General features: G+C 71.8%; 19 protein-coding genes. 13 read left to right on the top strand and 6 right to left on the bottom strand.

Annotation, left to right across the window (positions count from 1 at the left end):
- Positions 1 to 36 precede the first annotated feature (36 nt).
- The 4 genes from ACFYOU_RS08595 to ACFYOU_RS08580 all read left to right on the top strand — a co-directional run bounded on the left by ACFYOU_RS08595 (position 37) and on the right by ACFYOU_RS08580 (position 5,012).
- Entirely contained in the window at positions 37 to 1,818 is a 1,782-nt protein-coding gene (locus tag ACFYOU_RS08595; RefSeq protein WP_391304237.1) for an LpqB family beta-propeller domain-containing protein, read from the top strand.
- A 498-nt stretch (positions 1,819 to 2,316) separates the two neighbouring features.
- Positions 2,317 to 3,027 carry a ComF family protein gene (locus ACFYOU_RS08590; protein WP_389762224.1) on the top strand — a complete coding sequence of 237 codons (711 nt, stop codon included), beginning with the start codon at positions 2,317 to 2,319 and terminating at the stop codon, positions 3,025 to 3,027.
- 329 nt (positions 3,028 to 3,356) lie between these two features.
- Positions 3,357 to 4,055, top strand: coding sequence for a ribosome hibernation-promoting factor, HPF/YfiA family (gene hpf / locus ACFYOU_RS08585; RefSeq protein WP_389762226.1), 699 nt, complete (start codon positions 3,357 to 3,359; stop codon positions 4,053 to 4,055).
- 216 nt (positions 4,056 to 4,271) lie between these two features.
- Entirely contained in the window at positions 4,272 to 5,012 is a 741-nt protein-coding gene (locus ACFYOU_RS08580) for a response regulator (protein ID WP_385486785.1), read from the top strand.
- A 44-nt stretch (positions 5,013 to 5,056) separates the two neighbouring features.
- On the opposite strand, the gene ACFYOU_RS08575 is transcribed toward ACFYOU_RS08580, so the two are convergent.
- Entirely contained in the window at positions 5,057 to 6,235 is a 1,179-nt protein-coding gene (locus tag ACFYOU_RS08575) for a DNA glycosylase AlkZ-like family protein (RefSeq protein WP_391304196.1), read from the bottom strand.
- Positions 6,236 to 6,520: 285 nt separating this feature from the next.
- Complete coding sequence (locus ACFYOU_RS08570) at positions 6,521 to 7,126, bottom strand: GNAT family N-acetyltransferase (protein ID WP_391304195.1); 606 nt, start codon at positions 7,124 to 7,126, stop codon at positions 6,521 to 6,523.
- A gap of 232 nt (positions 7,127 to 7,358) precedes the next feature.
- Here ACFYOU_RS08570 and secA point away from each other — a divergent pair, with 232 nt between their 5' ends.
- Positions 7,359 to 10,169, top strand: coding sequence for a preprotein translocase subunit SecA (secA, locus tag ACFYOU_RS08565; protein WP_389762233.1), 2,811 nt, complete (start codon positions 7,359 to 7,361; stop codon positions 10,167 to 10,169).
- 137 nt (positions 10,170 to 10,306) lie between these two features.
- Here secA and ACFYOU_RS08560 read toward each other — a convergent pair whose 3' ends face one another.
- A complete protein-coding gene (locus ACFYOU_RS08560; RefSeq protein WP_391304194.1) occupies positions 10,307 to 10,807 on the bottom strand; it encodes an Rv3235 family protein in 501 nt (166 codons plus the stop codon).
- A gap of 299 nt (positions 10,808 to 11,106) precedes the next feature.
- On the opposite strand from ACFYOU_RS08560, the gene ACFYOU_RS08555 reads away from it, so the two are divergent.
- Together ACFYOU_RS08555 and ACFYOU_RS08550 are read left to right on the top strand one after the other, a co-directional pair.
- The gene (locus tag ACFYOU_RS08555; protein WP_391304193.1) at positions 11,107 to 11,616 is read left to right on the top strand and encodes a DUF6912 family protein; all 510 of its coding nucleotides are present in this window, start codon (positions 11,107 to 11,109) and stop codon (positions 11,614 to 11,616) included.
- A gap of 61 nt (positions 11,617 to 11,677) precedes the next feature.
- Positions 11,678 to 12,337 (top strand): HAD family hydrolase, encoded by a 660-nt coding sequence (locus ACFYOU_RS08550; protein ID WP_389762239.1) that lies wholly within the window; start codon positions 11,678 to 11,680, stop codon positions 12,335 to 12,337.
- A gap of 273 nt (positions 12,338 to 12,610) precedes the next feature.
- On the opposite strand, the gene ACFYOU_RS08545 is transcribed toward ACFYOU_RS08550, so the two are convergent.
- Positions 12,611 to 13,168, bottom strand: a complete 558-nt coding sequence (locus ACFYOU_RS08545; RefSeq protein WP_385486799.1) for a DJ-1/PfpI family protein — start codon at positions 13,166 to 13,168, stop codon at positions 12,611 to 12,613.
- A 560-nt stretch (positions 13,169 to 13,728) separates the two neighbouring features.
- Between ACFYOU_RS08545 and ACFYOU_RS08540 the strand changes: the two genes are divergently transcribed.
- Positions 13,729 to 18,678, top strand: coding sequence for an NAD-glutamate dehydrogenase domain-containing protein (locus ACFYOU_RS08540; protein WP_391304192.1), 4,950 nt, complete (start codon positions 13,729 to 13,731; stop codon positions 18,676 to 18,678).
- Between the two features lie 601 nt (positions 18,679 to 19,279).
- A complete protein-coding gene (locus ACFYOU_RS08535; protein ID WP_391304191.1) occupies positions 19,280 to 19,609 on the top strand; it encodes a hypothetical protein in 330 nt (109 codons plus the stop codon).
- A 331-nt stretch (positions 19,610 to 19,940) separates the two neighbouring features.
- On the opposite strand, the gene ACFYOU_RS08530 is transcribed toward ACFYOU_RS08535, so the two are convergent.
- Together ACFYOU_RS08530 and ACFYOU_RS08525 are read right to left on the bottom strand one after the other, a co-directional pair.
- Complete coding sequence (locus ACFYOU_RS08530; protein ID WP_391304190.1) at positions 19,941 to 20,108, bottom strand: hypothetical protein; 168 nt, start codon at positions 20,106 to 20,108, stop codon at positions 19,941 to 19,943.
- Between the two features lie 23 nt (positions 20,109 to 20,131).
- A complete protein-coding gene (locus ACFYOU_RS08525) occupies positions 20,132 to 20,353 on the bottom strand; it encodes a hypothetical protein (protein WP_391304189.1) in 222 nt (73 codons plus the stop codon).
- A 133-nt stretch (positions 20,354 to 20,486) separates the two neighbouring features.
- Between ACFYOU_RS08525 and ACFYOU_RS08520 the strand changes: the two genes are divergently transcribed.
- From ACFYOU_RS08520 to ACFYOU_RS08505, 4 genes are all read left to right on the top strand, one after another.
- Positions 20,487 to 20,702, top strand: coding sequence for a hypothetical protein (locus ACFYOU_RS08520; RefSeq protein ID WP_391304188.1), 216 nt, complete (start codon positions 20,487 to 20,489; stop codon positions 20,700 to 20,702).
- 117 nt (positions 20,703 to 20,819) lie between these two features.
- Positions 20,820 to 21,341: a SigE family RNA polymerase sigma factor gene (locus ACFYOU_RS08515; RefSeq protein WP_391304236.1), complete on the top strand. Its 522-nt coding sequence runs from the start codon at positions 20,820 to 20,822 to the stop codon at positions 21,339 to 21,341.
- Positions 21,338 to 21,916 carry a PASTA domain-containing protein gene (locus ACFYOU_RS08510; RefSeq protein WP_391304187.1) on the top strand — a complete coding sequence of 193 codons (579 nt, stop codon included), beginning with the start codon at positions 21,338 to 21,340 and terminating at the stop codon, positions 21,914 to 21,916. The genes ACFYOU_RS08515 and ACFYOU_RS08510 overlap by 4 nt, the downstream gene beginning before the upstream one ends.
- A 316-nt stretch (positions 21,917 to 22,232) precedes the next feature.
- Positions 22,233 to 22,721, top strand: a complete 489-nt coding sequence (locus tag ACFYOU_RS08505; RefSeq protein WP_391304186.1) for a hypothetical protein — start codon at positions 22,233 to 22,235, stop codon at positions 22,719 to 22,721.
- The last annotated feature ends 333 nt before the right edge of the window (positions 22,722 to 23,054 follow it).

Raw genomic sequence — 23,054 nt, 5'->3', positions numbered from 1 at the left:
GCCTGCTGCGGCGCCCTGCTCGCCGGGTGCGCCTCCATGCCCGACCACGGCGACCTGCGCGGCGTCGAAGCCTCCCAACTGCCCGAGTCGCAGGTCAGGGTCTTCGCGATGCCGCCCCGCGACAACGCCGAACCCGCGGAGATCGTCCAGGGCTTCCTGGAGTCCCTGACCAGCGACGACCCGCAGTTCGAGATGGCCCGCAAGTACCTCACCAAGGAAGCGTCCGAGGAGTGGCGCCCCGAGACGGCGACGTCGGTGCTCGCCGACGGCCCCCACACCACCCCCGAACGCCCGGGCAACAAGGGCACCCAGGTCTACACCCTCACCGGCACCCGGGTCGCCACCATCGACGCCCAGCAGGCGTACCGCCCCGCGGACGGCACGTACAGCCAGCCCGTCCACCTCACCAAGGACAGCGCCTCCGGGAACCAGTGGCGCATCGACCGGCCGCCCCGCGGTGTCGTCCTCGGCGAGTCCGACTTCCTGCGCATCTACCGGCCCGTCAACAAGTACTACTTCGCCGACGACGGCTCCCCGGGACCGGGACAGGAACGCGTCGTCGCCGACCCGGTGTACGTCCGCCAGCGCGTGGACCCGGTCACCCAGACCGTACGGCTGTTGCTGGACGGGCCCACCCAGTGGCTGGCGCCGGTCGTCCGCTCGGAGTTCCCGAGCCGCATGCGCCTCAAGAGCGGCACCAAGTCGCTGGCACCCGACAGCCACAACACGCTCAAGGTGCCGCTGGAACCCGCCGCGAACGGGGTCGGACAGCCGCAGTGCACCAAGATGGCCGCCCAACTGATCTTCACCCTCCAGGACTGGGCCGCGAACGGCATCGAAGAGGTGGAGATCCAGCGCTCCGACGGTTCGCCGCTGTGCCGCCTCACCGCGGACCGCGCCGAGACCGTCGCACCGCACCGCACCGCCGGCCGCCCCGACTACCAGTACTTCCTCGACGTCAAGAAGCGGCTGGTCCGCCTCCCGGGCGTCAGCACCAGCGCCGACCCCGAACCCGTACCGGGACCGCTCGGCACCGAACAGGAGCCGCTCAGCACGGCCGCCGTGTCGCGCGACGAGGAGCGGGCCGCCGGGGTCTCGCTGGACGGCCGCGAGCTCTACGTCGGGGCGCTCGCCGCCGCGGCCTCGCTCGGCGAACCCGTGCTGCGCAGCAGGGCCAAGGCGGAGAAGGACGGTTTCACCACCCCGAGTTGGGACGGCCGCGGTGATCTGTGGGTCGCCGACAAGGACCCGCGCAACCCGCGGCTCTACCTGCTGCACCAGGGCGCGGGCGCACCGGTCACCGTCCGGATACCGGGCATGGAGGGCAGCCGGATCGAAGCGGTGCGGGTCGCCGCCGACGGGGTGCGCATCGCGCTGCTCGTGGAGCAGAACGGCCAACGGACGCTACGGATCGGCCGGGTCGACCGGGACCGGTACGACGGTGCGGCGGCGGGCCGCGGCGACGGGAGTGCCGGGGGCGGCGAGCCCGGGGCCGCCGAGGTCGCCGTGCTGGAACCACGGGCGGTGGCACCCCAGTTGGAGGAGGTCACGGCCATGTCCTGGGCGGGCGGCAGCCGACTGGTCGTGGTCGGCCGGGAGAGCGGTGGTGTGCAGCAGATCCGGTACGTGCACACGGACGGTTCCACCCCGGCGAGCGGGGCGCTGCCCGGGCTCACCGGCGTCCAGGAGATCGCCGCGAGCGACGACGACCGGCTGCCGCTGCTCGCCCACTCCGACGACGGGATCGTGCGGCTGCCCCCCGGGGAGCCCTGGCGCACGGTGCTGAAGACCGGGAGCTCGCCCGTCTACCCGGGGTGACTCCGCCCTCGCCCGTCCCTGTCCGGGTTCCTGTCCGGTGGGTCCGGCCGGCCGGCCGTGCGCGCGTGACGGCCCGGTGGCCCGGGTGGTGTGGTCGCCCGGGTGGCGGCCGTCGCGCGGCGGCACCGGGTGCGCTCGGTGAGCCGCCGGCGCCATGACCGTTGGCGCCGTGACCCGTTTCGGCGTGACCGGGGGATACCTGCTGCTCGTGCGTCCCCTGGACCCCGTGCGTCCCCTGCGCCCTGCGCGTCCCCTGCATCCCCTGCGCCCCGTGCGTGGGGCGACCCCGATCGGGTGATCCGGTGGGCAGGAGGGCGGGCGCGCGGGGTGCGTGGCCCGTGGGGTCCCGCCCGGCGGTACGGCACCGTTGCCCGCCGATGCGGGTCGCGGCTTCGACTCACTGTGGGTATCCGCTGGTCAGAGCAGTCGGACCGGGTTATCCACAGGCCCTTGTCCACAGGGGTGGCCGACTCCCCCCACCCTTGGCACAGTGGAGTCATGCGGCGCTGCTGGCAGGACTTCACCGACTTGGTACTGCCGACCGGGTGCGGCGGCTGCGGCACCCCCCGAACGGCACTGTGCGCACGGTGCCGGGTCCGGCTGACCGGAGGGGCGCCGCAGCGGGTGCGTCCACGGCCCGAGCCGTCCGGGCTGCCGGTGGTGCACGCGGCGGCGCCGTACGAAGGGCCGGTGCGCGAGTTGGTGCTCGCGCACAAGGAGCGCGGCGCCCTCGGCCTGGCGAGGCCACTGGGCGAGGCGCTGGCGGGGGCGGTGGGGGGAGGGGAGGGGGTGGGGGGAGCCCCCCGGACGATCCACCTGGTCCCCGTACCCTCCTCGCGCGCCGCGACCCGCGCCCGGGGACACGATCCGACGCGCCGCATCGCTTTGGCGGCGGCCGGGGCGCTGCGGCGGGCGGGCCGGGTCGCGCAGGTGGTGCCCGTGCTGCGGCAACGGCGCGGCGTGGTGGACCAGGTGGGCCTCAGCACGCGGGAGCGCCGGGCGAACCTGGACGGCGCCCTGTACGTGGTCACGGGAGGTGACGCATTGTTCTCGGAAAGTGGGCGGGTGGTGATCGTGGACGATGTGATGACGACCGGCGCGTCATTGACGGAAGCCGCTCGTGCATTATCGGGCGCGGGCGGGGTAAAAGACCTGACTGCCGTCGTCGTGGCCGCCCCTCCGGATTCTTTCGAAATGAATCGGAACTGACCGGGAAGGTGCTTCGTTGCAGGTAGTGAGAGGTTCAATTCGCAGGAACGGAGGTGTGGCGACAGAGAGGGTGACGCCATCCGTCCGAGCGAGATATGTTCGGTTGTGAGGGAAAGGCAGACGCCGGACCTCGTATATCGGAATGCCGTGCCTGTGTTCTGGGGTTCTGTGGTTTTCAGAATCTTCCAGGGACGGTGGGTGGAGATCTTGTCCTCGGGGGAGGAGGAGGTGAAGGTCACCGAGTCCGTGGCCTCGGGAATCACCGGGGCCTGGTGCAAGAGGGAGACGCCCCGCCGAACGGGTGGGGCCATCCGGGAACGGAGTTCTGCGTGGACATCGTCGTCAAGGGCCGCAAGACCGAGGTGCCCGAGCGGTTCCGGAAGCACGTGGCCGAGAAGCTGAAGCTGGAGAAGATCCAGAAGCTCGACGGCAAGGTGATCAGCCTCGACGTCGAGGTGTCCAAGGAGCCCAACCCCCGGCAGGCCGATCGGTCCGACCGGGTGGAGATCACGCTCCGCACCCGCGGCCCGGTGATCCGGGCGGAGGCGGCGGCCAGCGACCCGTACGCGGCACTCGACCTGGCGACGGACAAGCTCGATGCGAGGCTGCGCAAGCAGCACGACAAGCGGCGCACCCGCCGCGGCAACGGCCGCATCCCCGCGGCCGAGGTCGCCGACGTGGTCCCCGACGCCGCGCATCTCAACGGGGACGGCACCATCGCCCGGGACGAGGAGCCCGAAGGCGGCGGGGTGCCCGTCCGGAAGATCGGCTCGCTGGAGGTCAAGGGCGACGGCCCCCTCGTCGTCCGTGAGAAGACCCATGTGGCGGCCCCGATGAGCCTCGACCAGGCGCTCTACGAGATGGAGCTGGTCGGGCACGACTTCTACCTCTTCGTCGACTCCGAGACGAAGGAGCCCAGTGTCGTTTACCGACGGCACGCCTACGACTACGGTGTCATCCACCTCTCGACGGACACGATGGTCACGCACATCGAATCGGCGGGCGCGGGCGGCGCGCTCGGCGGCTGACACCGGCCCACCACGACTCGACGGCGTGCCCCCGGGGAGCCTGTGCGCCCCCGGGGGCACCCCCGTGCTACGGGTCGTCGGACGTCACTGTCGCCGCAAGGCCGTCCGGGCATGAAATCATGTCCGCTACGTCAACCGGGTTGCTGCCGCCCCGGGTTGGCGGCGCACCAGTCGGGCGGCGCCCAGCGGGGCCGATGGCCTTCAGGGGGAGGAACGATGGCGGACAGCTTCGGACCGATGCGCGACGAGGACGCCCACGGCGTCGTCGGCATGGGCCCGGCCGATGGCACCCGCAAGGAGCCCATCCGGGTGCTGGTGGTCGACGACCACGCGCTGTTCCGCAGAGGGCTGGAGATCGTGCTGCACGCCGAGGAGGACATCCAGGTCGTCGGCGAGGCGGGCGACGGGGCCGAGGCGGTGGACAAGGCTGCTGACCTGCTGCCGGACATCGTGCTGATGGACGTGCGGATGCCCAAGCGGGGCGGCATCGAGGCGTGCACCTCCATCAAGGAGGTGGCCCCCAGCGCGAAGATCATCATGTTGACGATCAGCGACGAGGAGGCCGACCTCTACGACGCGATCAAGGCCGGGGCGACGGGCTACCTGCTCAAGGAGATCTCCACGGACGAGGTGGCGACGGCGATCCGCGCGGTGGCCGACGGCCAGTCGCAGATCAGTCCTTCGATGGCCTCCAAGCTGCTCACCGAGTTCAAGTCGATGATCCAGCGCACGGACGAGCGCAGGTTGGTGCCCGCGCCCCGACTCACCGACCGCGAGTTGGAGGTGCTGAAGCTGGTGGCCACCGGCATGAACAACCGGGACATCGCCAAGGAGCTCTTCATCAGCGAGAACACGGTGAAGAACCACGTGCGCAACATCCTGGAGAAGCTCCAGCTCCACTCCCGGATGGAGGCCGTGGTCTACGCGATGCGCGAGAAGATCCTGGAGATCCGCTAGCGCGCCGTGCGCCCCCCCGGGCCCCGGGCCCGTACGGCGGCGGGTCAGCGCAGCGCGGCCGTCAGCGCGGCGGCCAACTCCGGCCGGTCGACGCGCTCCACGCGCACGTCCTCGCAGCCGACCCACTCCGCGGCCTCCCGCAGGGCCTGCGCCATGGGCGCGACGGCCTTGGGCGTGTCCAGGGACACCTGCTTGGCGACGAGGGTGCGCCCGTCACGGGCCGGGTCGACCCGGCCGAGGAGCCGTCCACCGGAGAGCAACGGCATCGCGAAGTAGCCGTGGACCCGCTTGGGCTTCGGCACGTACGCCTCAAGGCGGTGGGTGAAGCCGAAGATCCGTTCCGTCCGGGCGCGTTCCCAGATCAGCGAGTCGAACGGGGACAGCAGCGTCGTGCGGTGGCGTCCGCGGGGGGCGGTCTCCAGCGCGGCCGGGTCGGCCCAGGCGGGGCGGTCCCAGCCGGCGACCGTCACCGGGACGAGTCCGGAGTCGGCGAGCACCGAGTCGACCTGCTCGCCCTTGAGCCGGTGGTAGTCGGCGAGGTCGGCGCGGGTGCCGACCCCCAGGGACTGTCCGGCGAGTCGCACCAGCCGGCGCAGGCACTCGCGGTCGTCCAGCCCGTCGTGCAGCAGGCTGCTCGGGACGGCGCGTTCGGCGAGGTCGTAGACGCGCTTCCAGCCGCGTCGTTCGGTGCACACCACCTCGCCGTGTATCAGGGCCCGTTCCACGGCGACCTTGGAGGCCGACCAGTCCCACCACTCCCCGCCGTTCTTCGCGCCGCCCAACTCCGTCGCCGTGAGGGGGCCCTCGGTGCGGAGCTGTTTGATGACCTGCTCGTAGGCGCCGTCCGGGAGGTCGTGGAACCACTGCGGGCGGTCGCGGTAGGCACGGCGGCGGAACGCGAAGTGCGGCCACTCCTCGATGGGGAGGATGCAGGCGGCGTGCGACCAGTACTCGAAGGCGTGGGGGGCGCCGTCGGCCCCGGGCGTCCAGTACGCGCGGTCGACCACTGGGCGGCCCACGGCGCCCAGGCGCGCGTACGGCACGAGTTCGTGGGAGCGGGCCAGGACCGAGATGGTGTCGAGTTGGACGGCGCCGAGGTGGCGCAGCACGCCCCGGACGCCCGCCCGTCGGTCGGGGGCGCCGAGGAACCCCTGGGCGCGCAGGGCGATGCGGCGGGCCTCGTCGGCGGAGAGTTCGGCGGCGGGACGCGGCAGGGCGGTCATACGTCGAACGATAGACGGCGCCGCTGACAGTGGCGGCGGCCCGGTGCGGGCATCGGCCCCGACCGCACGGCAGTTGCGCACCCCGGCCGGACCCGCCAGCACCCCGACGCTCGCCCCGGCCGACCATTCCGGTACGGCGCACCCGGGTCGGCCGACCCGCCCCCGTTCACGCCGCGGGACACGTCAGATCGCAGGACACGTCAGACCGCGGGACACGTCACGCCGCAGGACACGTCAGACCGCGGGACACGTCAGACCGCGAGACACGTCAGGCCGCGGGACACGTCAGGCCGCAGGGGTCACGTCCGGGGCCGACCGCGCCGGAAGGTAGACGTGGCGGCTCGGCAGCCCCAGGTCGTGGGGGAGCAGCGAGCCCACCCAGCAGTCCCGCGCGACGCCCTTGTTCAGCAGGGCCGCCCGCAGCGTGCCCTCCACGGTGAACCCGACGCGCTCCGCGACGGCCCGTGACCCGGTGTTGCCGACCTCGGCGCGCCATTCCAGGCGGGTGCACCCGAGCTCCCGGAAGCTCCAGCGGGCGAGGGCGAGCACGGCTTCCGCGGTGTAGCCCCGGCCGCGGTGTTCGGCGGCCGTCCAGTAGCCGATCTGCCAGTGGTCGCCCTGCGGGTGGTGCAGGCTGGCGGCGCTGACCAGCGCGCCCGCGCCGTCCTCGGTGCGCAGCCGGACGGCGAAGCCGTACTCCGTGCCGTCCCGCCAGGCGCCCGGCGCGATGCGCTGGACGTAGACGGCGGCGTCCTCGGGGGCGTAGGGCGACGGGACGGTGGTCCACCGCTGGATGTCGGGGTCCTGGCAGGCGGCGAAGGTCTCGTCCGTGTCGGCGGGGGCGAACGGGCGCAGCAGCAGGCGTCCGGTGGTCAGGGTGACGGGTTCCATCACCTGATGATGCCCAGGCGGGGGCGCCGGGTGCCAGGTGATTTGTCGGGGCGGATGTGAGCATCCGATCACAATTCGTGCCGGGTCGCGGCACCTTCCGAGGTGCTGCTCCGTTGTCCTGGTGGCTGTCGTGGAGACGGACCTCCCGGTGCGGTGCGGTCCTCGCATACGATGGCCGTTGCTCAACGGAATCCGACCGTGCCAGGCCCGACCGGCAAGGAGATCTACCCCCGTGTCCGTCCTCCAGAAGATCATGCGTGCAGGCGAAGGCAAGATCCTGCGCAAGCTGCACCGCATCGCGGACCAGGTCAACTCCATCGAAGAGGACTTCGTCGCCCTCTCCGACGCCGAGCTGCGGGCCCTCACCGACGAGTACAAGGAGCGGTACCAGGACGGCGAGTCGCTGGACGACCTGCTCCCCGAGGCGTTCGCCACGGTGCGTGAGGCGGCCAAGCGCGTCCTGGGCCAGCGGCACTACGACGTCCAGCTCATGGGCGGCGCCGCGTTGCACCTCGGTTACGTCGCCGAGATGAAGACCGGTGAGGGCAAGACCCTGGTGGGCACGCTGCCCACGTACCTGAACGCGCTGTCCGGCAAGGGCGTCCACCTGATCACGGTGAACGACTACCTGGCCGAGCGCGACTCGGAGATGATGGGCCGCGTCCACAAGTTCCTGGGCCTGTCCGTGGGCTGCATCCTGGCGAACATGACGCCGTCGCAGCGCCGCGAGCAGTACCAGTGCGACATCACGTACGGCACGAACAACGAGTTCGGCTTCGACTACCTGCGCGACAACATGGCGTGGTCGCAGGACGAGCTGGTGCAGCGCGGCCACAACTTCGCCGTGGTCGACGAGGTCGACTCGATCCTCGTCGACGAGGCGCGCACCCCGCTGATCATTTCGGGCCCCGCCGACCAGGCGACCAAGTGGTACAGCGACTTCGCGAAGCTGGTGAAGCGCCTCAAGCGCGGTGAGCCGGGCAACACGCTGAAGGGCATCGAGGAGACCGGCGACTACGAGGTCGACGAGAAGAAGCGCACGGTCGCGATCCACGAGCCCGGAGTGGCGAAGGTCGAGGACTGGCTCGGCATCGACAACCTCTACGAGTCGGTGAACACCCCGCTCGTCGGCTACTTGAACAACGCCATCAAGGCGAAGGAACTGTTCAAGAAGGACAAGGACTACGTCGTCATCGACGGCGAGGTCATGATCGTCGACGAGCACACGGGTCGTATCCTCGCGGGCCGCCGCTACAACGAGGGCATGCACCAGGCGATCGAGGCGAAGGAAGGGGTGGACATCAAGGACGAGAACCAGACCCTCGCCACGATCACCCTCCAGAACTTCTTCCGCCTCTACGGCAAGTTGTCCGGGATGACCGGTACGGCGATGACCGAGGCCGCCGAGTTCCACCAGATCTACAAGCTGGGTGTCGTCCCGATCCCCACGAACAAGCCGATGGTCCGCATGGACCAGTCGGACCTGATCTACCGCACGGAGGTCGCGAAGTTCGCGGCCGTGGTGGACGACATCGTGGAGAAGCACGAGAAGGGTCAGCCGATCCTGGTCGGCACGACCTCCGTGGAGAAGTCCGAGTACCTGTCGCAGCAGCTCTCCAAGCGGGGCGTGCAGCACGAGGTGTTGAACGCCAAGCAGCACGACCGGGAAGCGACGATCGTCGCCCAGGCGGGCCGTAGGGGTGCCGTCACGGTCGCCACGAACATGGCCGGCCGCGGTACGGACATCAAGCTCGGCGGCAACCCGGACGACCTCGCCGAGGCGGAGCTGCGCCAGCACGGTCTGGACCCGGTGGAGCACGTGGAGGAGTGGGCGGCTGCGCTGCCGGCCGCCCTGGAGCGTGCGGAGCAGGCGGTGAAGGAGGAGTTCGAGGAGGTCAAGGACCTCGGCGGGCTCTACGTGCTGGGCACCGAGCGCCACGAGTCGCGCCGCATCGACAACCAGCTGCGCGGTCGTAGCGGCCGTCAGGGCGACCCGGGCGAGTCGCGTTTCTACCTCTCCCTCGGCGATGACCTGATGCGGCTGTTCAAGGCGCAGATGGTCGAGCGCGTGATGGCGATGGCGAACGTCCCGGACGACGTGCCGATCGAGAACAAGATGGTGACGCGCGCGATCGCGTCCGCCCAGTCGCAGGTCGAGACGCAGAACTTCGAGACCCGCAAGAACGTCCTCAAGTACGACGAGGTCCTCAACCGGCAGCGCGAGGTCATCTACGGCGAGCGCCGCCGCGTCCTGGAGGGCGAGGACCTGCAGGAGCAGATCCAGCACTTCATGGACGACACGATCGACGCGTACATCGCGGCGGAGACCGCCGAGGGCTTCGCCGAGGACTGGGACCTCGACCGGCTGTGGGGCGCCTTCAAGCAGCTGTACCCGGTGAAGGTCACCGTGGAGGAGCTGGAGGACACGGCGGGCGACCGGGCCGGGCTGACCGCCGAGTTCATCTCCGAGTCCATCAAGGACGACGTCCTCGCCCAGTACCGGGCGCGGGAGGAGCAGCTCGGTTCGGAGATCATGCGGGAGCTGGAGCGACGCGTCGTGCTGTCGGTCCTGGACCGCAAGTGGCGTGAGCACCTCTACGAGATGGACTACCTCCAGGAGGGCATCGGTCTGCGCGCGATGGCGCAGAAGGACCCCCTGGTCGAGTACCAGCGCGAGGGCTTCGACATGTTCACGGCCATGATGGACGGCATCAAGGAGGAGTCCGTCGGCTACCTGTTCAACCTGGAGGTCCAGGTGGAGCAGCAGGTCGAGGAGGTTCCGGTGCAGGACGCGGGGCCCTCGTTGGAGAAGCGGGACGCGGTGCCGGCCGGGGGCCGCCCGGAGATCCGCGCCAAGGGGCTGGACGCTCCGCAGCGGCCGGACCGGCTGCACTTCTCGGCGCCGACCGTCGACGGTGAGGGCGGTGTCGTGGAGGGTGACTTCCGCACGGGTGACGACGAGCAGGTCCGTTCGGAGTCCGACGGTCTGACGCGGGCGGAGCGCCGCAAGCAGCAGCGCGGTGGGCGACGCCGCAAGAAGTAGGCGTGTGGAGCGCTCCCGCTGCGGCGGGAGCGCGGTGACGGGCCGGTCCCCGGTGGGGGCCGGCCCGTCGTGCGTGCCGAGCGAGTGCCGTGCGTGCGGTGCGTGCGGTGCGTGCGGTGCGTGCGGTGCGCGCGGGGTCATCGGGGTCCGAGGTCTACGGCGGTGCAGCGCCAGCGCCGGTCGGGTGTGCGTTCCAGCCGGAACGCCATGGCGCTGAGCCGTTCCCCGGTGGCGATCCGGGCGAACGCCTCGACGGCTCCGGGGCGGGGCACGCAGTAGCCGACGTCGCGGATCACCGGGGCGGGGCCGGTCTCGCGCAGGGCACCGTGTTCGGCGAGCCGGGCGAGTTCGTCGTAGGCGGCGCCGGCGGTGTGCCGGAGCATCGAGTGGACCGGGCGGCGGCCGGTGAGGACGGCCAGGAGCCGGTCGGCGAAGAGGTCGGTGGGGCGGGGCGGCGCGGCGTCCGTGCCCGGGGGCGGTGCGGTCGTCGGGCGGCGGGCGTCCCGGCGGCCCGGTGGCCGGGATCGGTTGCGGGGCGCGGGGCGGACGGTGCCGGCGGGGAGGGGTTCCGTCGCCGGGTGGTGCGCCGCCCGGGTCATGACCTTGTGCACGGTGGAACCCCGATCGTCGGCCCCCACGGGGGCTACTCGGCAGTAGCTCGTGGCCGTGGATCTTGTCCGCGGCCGGGCCGGGAGCGCAACGAGCGCGGGGCGCGGGCCCCGGGGCGACGGAATTCACCTATCAGGGTGACGGGGGGTGCCGCTGCCCCGGCGGGGGCGGGGGGCCGACGGCGTGCCGGCGGCGGGGTGGGGCGACGGAGTGGGGCGGCGGCCGGTCCGATCGGGGACGTCCGCACGTATCCTGGGTCAACCGGTCCCCCGTGGATCAGCCTTCCGGGAGCCCTCCGAGGGAGCCCCGCCCCAGAAAGCGGCCCGTCATGCGCGTGTACGTCCCCCTGACCCTCCCCGGACTCGCCGAGGCGCACGCCGCGGGGGAACTGGGACCCGGACCGCTCACCGCGTACGCCGTCACCCCCGCGCTGCGCGAGTGGTACGTCTCCGACGACATCGAGGAACTGGAGTACGCGGCGCTGAACCGGGCCGCCGCGGCCTCCCTGCGGCTGCTCGCCGTCGACCCGGGGTGCCCGCGGCGACGGGTCGTCGTCGCGCTGGACGTGCCCGACCAGGCCGCCGTGGCCGACCCCGACCGCGGGCTCGACCCGGGGGCGCTGGGCGAGGTGCGGATCGCGCGGCCCGTCGCGCTGGCGAAGGCCGCCGCCGTGCACGTCGACTCCGACGAGGCCCGTGCGGACGTGTCCGCGGCGGCGTCCGCCCTCGGTGCGGCGGACCTGGGCGACGACGACGCGCGGTTCGTGGTCGACGGGGCCGAGGACCACGAGCTGCTCTGGTACGCGACGCAGGAGATCCCCGGCCTGGTCGAGGACTGACCTCCGTAGCCGCAGCCGCCCGACCCCGCCCGTGTCAGTGGCGGCGGGTACGTTGGCCGGCATGGGGAAACAGTCAGCGCACATCGTCTGGGACTGGAACGGCACGCTGTTCCACGACATCGAGGCCGTGGTGGCGGCGAGCAACGCCGCGTTCGCACAGTTCGGTCTTGGCCCGATCACCGTGGAGCAGTACCGGGAGCTGTACTGCGTGCCGATCCCCCGTTTCTACGAGCGCCTGATGGGACGCGTGCCCACGCAGAGCGAGTGGCTCACCATGGACGAGGCGTTCCAGCGCCACTACGCCGGGCACATGGCCGGCTGTGCGCTGACCGAGGGGGCCGAGGAACTGCTGTCCGGGTGGCGGGCCGCCGGGCGCAGCCAGTCGCTGCTCAGCATGTACGGGCACGCGGAGCTGGTTCCGCTGGTGCAGGGCTTCGGGATCGACGCGTGGTTCACCCGGGTCGACGGCAGGGTGGGACCGTCCGGCGTGTCCAAGTCCGAGGCGATGACGCGGCACCTGGCGGCGCTCGGGGAGGTGCCGGCGTCCCGGGTGGTGGTGATCGGGGACGCGGCGGACGATGCGGTGGCTGCGCGGGCGGCGGGGGCTGAGGCGGTGCTCTACACCGGCGGTGCGCATAGTCGGGTGCGGTTGGAGGCGATGGGGGTGCCGGTGGTGGATTCGCTCACCGAGGCGGTGGCGGTCGCTGAGCGCATGCTGTAGCGCTTCTGCGGGGGTGCGCTGTGTGTGTTGCGCAGTTCCCCGCGCCCCTGATCGGGGCACCCCACGCCGGCGTCCCCCTGCGGCGACACCCGCAGGCGACAGCGCACCCGCAGCGGGGCGCCCCTCAGGGGCGCGGGGAACTGCGCGAACGGCCACGGCGCACCCGCACGGAGCGTCGCACCCGCACGGGACAGTGCCCCGATAGGGGCGCGGGGAACTGCGCGAACGGCCACGGCGCACCCGCAGGGGACGGCGCACCCGCAGGGGTAAGGGCTACTGGACGTTCCTGAGGACCCTCAGGAACTCTCGCATCCACGCCGGGTGGTCCGGCCACGCCCGGGAGGACACCAGGACCCCGTCCACCACGGCCTCCGCATCCTGGAACTCCGCCCCGTTGACCGCCATGTCCGGCTCCAACGCCGGATACGCAGTGACCCGGCGCCCCCGCAGCGAGCCGATCGCCGCGGTGAGCAGCGGCCCGTGGCAGATCTGGGCGACCGGCTTGTCCGCGTCGAAGAACGCCTTGAGGATCTTGCGCAGCTCACCGTCGCCGCGCAGGTACTCGGGCGCCCGGCCGCCCGGGATCACCAGCGCCAGGTACTCGCCCGGGTCCACCTCGGCGAACGCGAGGTCCGCCGGCCAGGTGTAGCCGGGCTTCTCGGTGTACGTGTCGAAGCCGGGCTCGAAGTCGTGCACCACGAACTGGAGCTTCTTGCGGGTCGGGGCGGCGATGTGGACCTCGTACCCCTCCTCGCGCAGTCGCTGGTACGGGTACAACACCTCCAGCGACTCCGCCGCGTCACCGGTCACGATCAGGATCTTCGCTGCCATCGCGGTCCTCACTCCATCCTGGGGTCACAGCACGATCGGGCCGTCCCGGCCGGTTCCCGCTCCCGTGCGCGGCGTTCGCCGCGGGGAACCCTTGCCGGGAGGACACCAGGGGAAACGCCGGGACGCGCACGGGGACACGCCTGGCGTAGCTCCTTCGTCCCTCCCGTCCCGTCCGCGCCATGCACCACGTCCGTTGCGGATGGAGGTGTGCGGAGTGTCAAAGTTTGCCTGCTGGTTTTGTACACATACGGCTCATGACGGCTCCCCGGTGCGGCGGGATAGCCTGGGACCCGTGATCAGCGCGATATCCCGCGGGGGCGCCGAAGCCCCTGCCCTTCGCCCGGTGCACGCGGACGACTTCCGTGCCCGGGCCGTCGCTGGTCTTCGCGCACGGGCTGGTGGCCCGGTCCCGGCCGACCCGGCTGATCTGGCTGAATCCACCCCGAGGATCGCGCGGCGCGGCATAACGTCACCCTTGACCGGACACCCCGTGTCGTGGCGTTCCGTCGCTTCACCCTTTTCTACGTCACGCAACGGCGCGCGACAGGAGCCAGAGGACCATGCAGACCAAGCTGGACGAAGCCAAGGCCGAGTTGCTCGCACGGGCGGCCCGGGTAGCTGAGAACAGTCCGGTCGGGAGCACGCTGCCGACCGGGACCGCGGGGGAGGGAGCCCCGGACCGGGAGACTCTGCTCGCGTTCCTCCAGCGCTACTACCTGCACACCGCCCCCGAGGACCTGGCGGACCGCGACCCGGTCGACGTCTTCGGCGCCGCCTACTCGCACTACCGGCTCGCCGAGAGCCGTCCGCAGGGCACGGCGAGCGTCCGGGTGCACACCCCCACCGTCGAGGAGAACGGCTGGACGAGCAGCCACTCCGTGGTGGAGGTCGTCACCGACGACATGCCGTTCCTGGTGGACTCCGTCACCAACGAGCTGTCCCGGCAGGGCCGCGGCATCCACGTGGTGATCCACCCGCAGGTCGTGGTGCGCCGTGACGTCACCGGCAAGCTGCTGGAGATCCTGCCCGGCCGGCGGACCAACGGCAGCCGCAAGGGTCTGCCGCACGACGCGCTGATCGAGTCGTGGATCCATGTGGAGATCGACCGCGAGACCGACCGCGCCGACCTCAAGCAGATCACCACCGACCTGCTCCGGGTCCTGTCCGACGCCCGCGAGGCCGTCGAGGACTGGGAGAAGATGCGCGACGCGGCGCTGCGCATCGCGGACGAGCTGCCGTCCGAGCCGACCGCCGACGACCTGCGCGACCAGGAGGTCGACGAGGCCCGCGAGCTGCTGCGCTGGCTGGCCGCGGACCACTTCACCTTCCTCGGGTACCGCGAGTACGACCTCCGGGACGACGACTCGCTCGCTCCCGTGCCCGGCACCGGGCTCGGCATCCTGCGCTCCGACCCGCAGCACGACGGCGAGGACCACCACCCGGTCAGCCCCTCGTTCAACCGGCTGCCCGCCGACGCCCGCGCCAAGGCCCGCGAGCACAAGCTGCTGGTGCTGACCAAGGCCAACAGCCGCTCCACGGTCCACCGGCCCTCGTACCTCGACTACGTGGGCGTCAAGAAGTTCGACGCCGACGGCAACGTCATCGGGGAGCGCCGGTTCCTCGGGCTGTTCTCGTCCGCCGCGTACACCGAGTCGGTGCGGCGGGTGCCCGTGGTGCGGCGCAAGGTGGAGGAGGTCCTCCAGGGCGCGGGCTTCTCGCCCAACAGCCACGACGGCCGCGACCTGCTCCAGATCCTGGAGACCTACCCGCGCGACGAGCTGTTCCAGACCCCGGCCGACGAACTGCGGGCGATCGCGACCAGCGTCCTCTACCTCCAGGAGCGCCGCCGGCTCCGGCTCTACCTGCGCAAGGACGAGTACGGGCGCTACTACTCCGCGCTGGTCTACCTGCCGCGCGACCGGTACACCACCGGGGTGCGGCTGCGGATCATCGACATCCTCAAGGAGGAGCTGTCGGGGGCCAGCGTCGACTTCACCGCCTGGAACACCGAGTCGATCCTGTCCCGGCTGCACTTCGTGGTCCGGGTCGCGCCCGGCACGGAGCTGCCGCGGCTCAGCGACGCCGACAAGGACCGCATCGAGGCGCGGCTCGTGGACGCCGCCCGGTCCTGGGCGGACGGCTTCGCCGAGGCGCTGAACGCCGAGTGCGGCGAGGAGCGGGCCGCCGAGCTGCTGCGCACCTACGGCAACGCGTTCCCCGAGGGCTACAAGGCCGACCACTCGCCGCGGGCCGCCGTCGCGGACCTCGCGCACGTGGACGTCCTCAAGCGCTCCGCGGACGACTTCTCGCTCAGCCTGTACGAGCCGGTGGGCAGCGCCCCCGAGGAGCGCCGCTTCAAGATCTACCGCACGGGCGAGCCGGTCTCGCTGTCGGCGGTGCTGCCGGTGCTCAACCGGCTCGGCGTGGAGGTCATCGACGAGCGCCCCTACGAGCTGCGCTGCGCCGACCGCACCACCGCCTGGATCTACGACTTCGGGCTCCGGCTGCCGAAGGCCGTCAGCGGCGGCAACGGCGACTACCTCGGCGAGGACGGCCGCGAACGGTTCCAGGAGGCGTTCGCCGCGACCTGGACGGGCGCCGCCGAGAACGACGGCTTCAACGCACTGGTCCTGGGCGCCGGACTGACCTGGCGCGAGGCGACGGTGCTGCGCGCGTACGCGAAGTACCTGCGGCAGGCGGGCTCCACGTTCAGCCAGGACTACATGGAGGACACCCTCCGCAACAACGTCCACACCACCCGGCTGCTGGTGTCGCTGTTCGAGGCGCGGATGTCGCCCGAGCGCCAGCGCGCCGGCACCGAGCTGACGGACGGCCTGCTGGAGGAACTGGACGGCGCCCTCGACCAGGTCGCCTCCCTGGACGAGGACCGCATCCTGCGCTCCTTCCTCACCGTCATCAAGGCGACCCTGCGCACCAACTTCTTCCAGCACGTCCCCGGCGGCGGGCACCACGCCTACGTGTCGATGAAGTTCGACCCGCAGGCCATCCCGGACCTCCCCGCGCCGCGACCGGCGTACGAGATCTGGGTGTACTCGCCGCGGGTGGAGGGCGTGCACCTGCGGTTCGGCAAGGTCGCGCGCGGCGGGCTGCGCTGGTCCGACCGGCGCGAGGACTTCCGTACCGAGATCCTCGGCCTGGTCAAGGCACAGATGGTGAAGAACACGGTGATCGTGCCGGTCGGCGCGAAGGGCGGGTTCGTCGCCAAGCAGCTGCCCGATCCGGCGGTGGACCGGGACGCCTGGCTCGCGGAGGGCGTCGCCTCGTACAAGACGTTCATCTCGGCGCTGCTCGACATCACCGACAACATGGTCTCCGGCGAGGTCGTGCCGCCGTCGGGCGTCGTCCGGCACGACGAGGACGACACGTACCTGGTGGTCGCCGCCGACAAGGGCACGGCGACGTTCTCCGACATCGCGAACGGCGTCGCCGAGGAGTACCGGTTCTGGCTCGGGGACGCCTTCGCCTCCGGCGGCAGCGCCGGCTACGACCACAAGGGCATGGGCATCACCGCGCGCGGCGCCTGGGAGTCCGTCAAGCGGCACTTCCGGGAGCTGGGCCACGACACCCAGACCCAGGACTTCACGGCCGTCGGCGTCGGTGACATGTCGGGTGACGTCTTCGGCAACGGCATGCTGCTGTCGGAGCACATCCGACTGGTCGCCGCCTTCGACCACCGGCACGTCTTCATCGACCCGAACCCCGACGCGGCCGTCTCCTACGCGGAGCGCCGTCGCCTGTTCGAACTGCCGCGCTCCTCGTGGGCCGACTACGACAAGGCCCTGCTCTCCGCCGGTGGCGGGGTCTTCCCGCGCAGCGCCAAGGCCATCCAGCTCAACAGCCACATCCGCGAGGCCCTCGGCATCGACCCGGGCATCGCGAAGATGACGCCCGCCGACCTGATGCGGGCCGTCCTGCACGCCCCCGTGGACCTGCTGTGGAACGGCGGCATCGGGACGTACGTGAAGTCCTCCGCCGAGACCCACGCCGAGGTCGGGGACAAGGCGAACGACGCGATCCGCGTCAACGGCGCCGACCTGCGGGCCAAGGTGGTCGGCGAGGGCGGCAACCTCGGGTTCACCCAGCTGGGCCGGATCGAGTTCGCGGAGAGCGGCGGCCGGATCAACACCGACGCCATCGACAACAGTGCGGGCGTCGACACCTCCGACCACGAGGTGAACATCAAGATCCTGCTCAATGCGGTGGTCACGGACGGCGACCTCACCCTCAAGCAGCGCAACAAGCTGCTCGCGGAGATGACCGACGAGGTCGGCGGCCTGGTGCTGCGCAACAACTACGCGCAGAACGTCGCGCTCGCCAACGCCGAGGCCCAGTCCGCTTCGCTGCTCCACGCGCACCAGCGGTTCATGCGCCGCCTCACCAAGGACGGCGAACTGGACCGGGGGCTGGAGTTCCTGCCCAGCGACCGGCAGATCCGCGAGCGGCTGAACCAGGGCCGCGGCCTGACCCAGCCCGAGCTGGCGGTGCTCCTCGCCTACACCAAGATCACGGCCGCCGACGAGCTGATCCGCACCGGGCTGCCCGACGACCCGTACCTCCAGCGGCTGCTGCACGCCTACTTCCCGGCGGCGCTGCGCGAGCGGTTCCCGGAGCAGATCGGGTCGCACGCGCTGCGCCGGGAGATCATCACCACCCTCCTGGTCAACGACACGGTGAACTCGGGCGGTTCGACGTTCCTGCACCGGCTGCGCGAGGAGACCGGGGCGTCGCTGGAGGAGATCGTGCGGGCGCAGCTCGCCGCGCGGGAGATCTTCGGGCTGAACGCCGTGTGGGACGCGGTCGAGGCGCTGGACAACCAGGTCGCGGCGGACGTCCTCACCCGCATCCGGCTGCACTCGCGCCGGCTGGTCGAGCGGGGTACGCGCTGGCTGCTGAACAACCGTCACCAGCCGTTGGAGCTGGCCGGGACCATCGAGTTCTTCCGTGACGGGGTCGCCCGGGTGTGGGCGGAGCTGCCCGCGCTGCTGCGCGGCGCCGACCTGGAGTGGTACGAGCGCATCCGCGAGGAGCTGACCGGGGCCGGGGTGCCCCAGGAACTGGCGACCCGGGTCGCCGGCTTCTCCTCGGCGTTCCCGACGCTGGACATCGTCGCGGTCGCGGACCGCACGGACAAGGACCCGATGGCGGTCGCCGAGGTGTACTACGACCTCGCGGACCGGTTGCGGATCACCCAGCTCATGGACCGCATCATCGAGTTGCCGCGGGCGGACCGCTGGCAGTCGATGGCCCGGGCCTCCATCCGCGAGGACCTGTACGCGGCGCACGCGGCGCTCACCGCGGACGTCCTCGCGGTGGGCAACGGGGCCTCCTCGCCGGAGCAGCGGTTCACGGCGTGGGAGGAGAAGAACACGGCGATCCTCGGGCGGGCCCGCTCCACGCTGGAGGAGATCCAGGGGTCGGAGGACTTCGACCTGGCGAACCTGTCGGTGGCGATGCGCACCATGCGGACGTTGCTGCGCACGCACATCTGACCGGCTCGGCCGGGCCGGGTCCGCGGTTCCGCGCGGTTCGCGGTACCTGAAGGGGTGCCCCCGCATCTGATCGAGATGCGGGGGCACCCCTTCCGCGTGTCCTCCCTGGTCCTGGTGCGCCGCGCGGGGACCGTCCCGTCGGGTCGTCAGGGGGTCCAGCCAAGATGAGCCCAGAAGGGGCAGTGAGACGATCTGCCGGTGTACGGGTCGGAGCGGACGGCCAAGAGCCAGCGGAGCATGGTCCGCCAGCGGTGCGGGATGCGCTACGACGGGCCGGGCGCCCGGGCGCTGGCCGAGGAGACGATGCGGATCGAGGCGGCGTCGAAGAACAACCCCGGCGGACCTGATCAACATCGCGCTGGAGAAGCTGACGGAGGCCGGGCTGGAGATCCCCCGGAGCGCGGCACCCTGGACCTCACCCTGGACGGCCTCGGCTGCGAGGGTCGCATCACCTGGGAGCAGATCCACCGGGCCCGCCCGCGTGCGCCGCTGACCTGCCCCGAGTGCGAGTGGGGCGACCGGCCGCCGGTACGCCTTCGAGGCCCAGCTGTCCACGATCGGCATCGACGGCCCCCGCGGCCTGACCGAGCGCACCGCCCGCATGACCGAGGCCGGTGTGCCGGCCGCGTGGGTCACCACCGGCTCCCGCGCCTGGCTGGGCGCCGTCCCCACCCTCCAGGCCGAAGCACAAACCGGCCCCACCCGGCCCGTACGCGCGGGCCACTGGACGTACCTGATCAGCAGCTGGACCCCCGCCGCAGAGAGCCGGACACCGGCACGGCTGACGGACTTCGTGCGTGCTGTGCTCACCGGCGAACTCGTCGCGCACCGGGTGACCTGCCCCGCCCACGACGACTGGTCCACCCGGCCGGGCTGGTCATGGGTCTGGGCGACCCCGAAGGACATCGCCGAAGCAGACGCCTACGTCTAGCGCCAGGCCCGCGAGGCCGAAGAGGCACGCCGCCGGGCCGAAGCCGAGGAACAGCGGCGTCTGGCCGCGCTGTCCGCCGACTGCGACCGGGTGCCGGGCGGGGACGGAGGACGGTCCGGCCCGGCCCGCAGCCGCCCCACCGGCAAGTACAGGGACTTCAACGAGTTCGAGATCCTCGCCCGGATCTGGCCCGCCGGTGCGTGGATGCCCCAGGAACGACTCTCGCCGTCGAACGCCCGAGCCAAGAGTTTCGACCGAAACTCTTCCGGCCGCGAGTCAGCGCCGAAGGGCGGCCTCAGCGGTTGCGCCGGGACCGCCCTTCGGCGCGCTGCTACGGGGTCGCTCGGTTGAGCAGGGTCGGTCCAACACCCATCCAGCGGGGCACGGGCCTGTCAGCGAGCTCCGGCTGGCCGGAGTCCTCGGCGGCGATGCCGATCAGCCGCCGTACCTGGTCGCGCTCGGGCTCGGGCGCACGGACCCCGGACTGGACGTCGGCCATGATCAGCCGGAGCGGATGGGCCTCTACGCGGACACGGCCTCGTTGGTGCGCGGTGAGGTGCCGCCCGCGCGGGTGGGGCAGTCGTCTTCAGGCCGCAACGGCAGGTTCCCGGCCTCGTACGCGGCGTCGATCTCGTCCTTCGTCAGCTCGCGGTTTCCGACAGCGGTGAACTCCCACTTGCTGGACTCGACCTCGCTCCAGCCGTCCGGGTCGAGTTCGTAGACGCGGCGCACGAGGCCGTCCACGGCCACGATCGCGTACCGGGCCTCAGCACGGACCCTCTTGCCAATGGGCCAGGTCCCCCGGTCGCTCGCGTACTGCCCGGCGTCGCCGACTTCGCCGTACGCGCCGCGAGATCACCGCGGCCACCTTCTTGCCGTGGCGGACATGACCGAAGCGCTGCTCGGCGGCCTGTCGGCTGGTGCCGAGCGCGTCGCCGACGTCGGCGAACGTAATATCTGGCAAGAGGCGCCCCCGTTCTTCTCGGCCGACTGCGGGCCGCCCGCCCGGCGGCCCTCCGCTTCGCCGGGCCCCGCCCGCACCCCGGGCGGCAGCGGCGTGAGGTCCTGGGACCCCCTTCCGTCCCGGCTGTGATTCACGTCACTGCCGGCGGCTCGGTGCAGCACCCGGCCCCGTTCCGCCGTCATGGGGGCAGTGATCGGGACGAGGAGAGGAGGTCGGCGGGTGAGGTTTCGCAGGAGCGGTCCGGGCATCGGATTCACGGAGTTCGTCGCACAGCGGTCGGGAGCGTTGTTCCGCACCGCGTATGCGCTGACCGGTGACGTGCACGTGGCCGAGGATCTGGTGCAGGAGACGCTGGAGCGGGCGTGCCGACAGTGGCGGAAGGTCGCGGTGGCGGACTCGCCGGAGGCGTACGTGCGCAAAGTGCTGGTCAACCTGGCCAACGACCGCTGGCGGCGGCTGTCGCGCCGGGGCGAGCGCCCCGGGCTGTCGGAGGTGCCCGAGACGGCCGACCCCCGGGACCGGTTCGGGCAGGTGGATCTGCGCGCGGAACTGATCGAGGCACTGCTCGGGCTGCCGATGGGCATGCGCAGCGTGGTGGTCCTGTACTACCTGCACGATCTGGACGCCCGGCAGGTCGCCGACGTCCTGGACATCTCTTCGAGTGCGGTGAGGTCCCAGCTCGCCCGCGGCCTGGCCAAGCTGCGCGATTCCGTATCGGGCGCCCAGGCGCCGCACACGCCGTCGGCCGCTTTCGGAGGTACGAAGTGAGGAACACGTCGTCCGGACCGGCCCCGTTCGAGCCGGGCCTCGAAGCCGAGCTGCGTGCCGCGGTGGCCTCCTTCGCCGACGGGCCGACGGCGCCGGTCGTCGACGCGGCCGCGATCGAGCGGGCCGTCAGCCGCAGCCGCACCCGCCGGGCGCTCCTCGGCACCGCTGCGGCGTGCTGCGTGCTGGCGTGCGCCACGGTGGGGTTCTTCGCGCTGAAGCCCGTGTCGCCCGCGCCCGGCGCCTCCCCGTCCCTGTCCCCACCGGCGAACGGGGCGTGCACCCCGCTCGCCACCGGCACCCCCAAGAGCGGAAGCGCCGATGCGACTCCGACACAGGAGCAGGAGCAGACCGCGGGAGCGGGCATCGCGCTGCCGGACCTGGCCGGCATGCCGGTCGAACAGGCCGGAAGCCTGCTGCGCGGACTCGGACTGAGCTGCACGATCATGCGGCACACGGACTGGAACGCTCCCGCCGGGCAGGTGATCAGCAGTCAGCCCCGGGGCGGCGCAGAACCGGTGGCACCGGGCTCGTCCGTCCTCCTGCTGGTCTCGACGGGCAAACCCGGCGGAACCTGAGCGACCGGGCCCTTCGGCCCGCGCACCGGCCGAGTGACCCAGGGGCCGGTGCCGGGCAGTCCGTCGACCGCGGCGCACCGGCTGGACGCCCGCCCCTCCGGGCCGCTGCTGGACTTTTCCGAGGGGCACGTGCGGGGAGGGGAGTGGGGGGAGGGCTCCTGCCGGTGGGGCGCAGGGCCGTGGCGTCGGCGGAGCATGCGCGCACAGACGCTCCGCCCGTGCGCGCCGACCGCCGACTCCCCGTCCCGGCCGCGCCATGGCCACGGTCCAGCGACAACGGCACCGCCGCACCCTCGCTGCTGACGCCGTGTCAGTCATGAGACTCCGACTTCTCACAGTCGGCCTGACCGCCGCCGCACCCGCACTCCTCACCCTGACCGCCTGCGACGACGACGGCAGCCGCAGCGCCCCCGTCGCGCCCGCACCCGCCACCACCAGCGCGGCCCCGGCCAGCAGCGCCGCCTCCCCGGCATCCAGCGCACCGGCCGTCGGCAGCGTCCCGTCGCCCAACGTCGCCCAGACCGCAGGGCTGACCGCCGCCCTGAAGGCCGTCGACCCCGCCCTCGCCGCCGACCAGGCCAAGGCCATCGGCAAGGCCCTCGGCGTCTGCCAGGAGATCAAGGCCGGAAAGGACGACACCACCCTCGCCAACAACGCCGCGCAGCGCTTCAGCGGCGGCAGCGTCACCCTCACCCCCCGAGCAGGGAGCCGTCGTCGTCGCCGCGGTGAAGGCGTCCCTCTGCCCCTGACCGCCCGACACCGACGAGCCCTCGGGGGGTGTCCCTATGAGTGGTGTGCATCGTGACCTGCCACTTCACGATGCACACCATTCAATGGCTCGCCGCGGTCCGCCAGCGCGGGGAAATGGCCCCTTGTCTGGCCACCAGCCAGCTGCATGGAGGATGTCGCTCTCCTCCGCGCCCGTGAACCGCACGACCTCGAAGGGTTGCGTCGCGCTCTCCCGATCCACCGGGCCGTGATGGAACGTCACCGGGCCGTCGATCCCAGGGACCATACGGCTCACACGACTGGCTCTTGGCTGTCGTCATTCGTCATGACCAAGATTCTGGCGGTCCCGGCAGTGGGAAGGAGGACGTTCTGAGATCAGGGGGCGGGCTGCTTCACCTCAAGATCATCC

Source organism: Streptomyces sp. NPDC005955, from assembly GCF_042871255.1.
Taxonomy (GTDB): domain Bacteria; phylum Actinomycetota; class Actinomycetes; order Streptomycetales; family Streptomycetaceae; genus Streptomyces.
The sequence above is the reverse complement of the archived record's forward strand: the minus strand, read 5'-3'. Positions and strand labels throughout refer to the sequence as shown.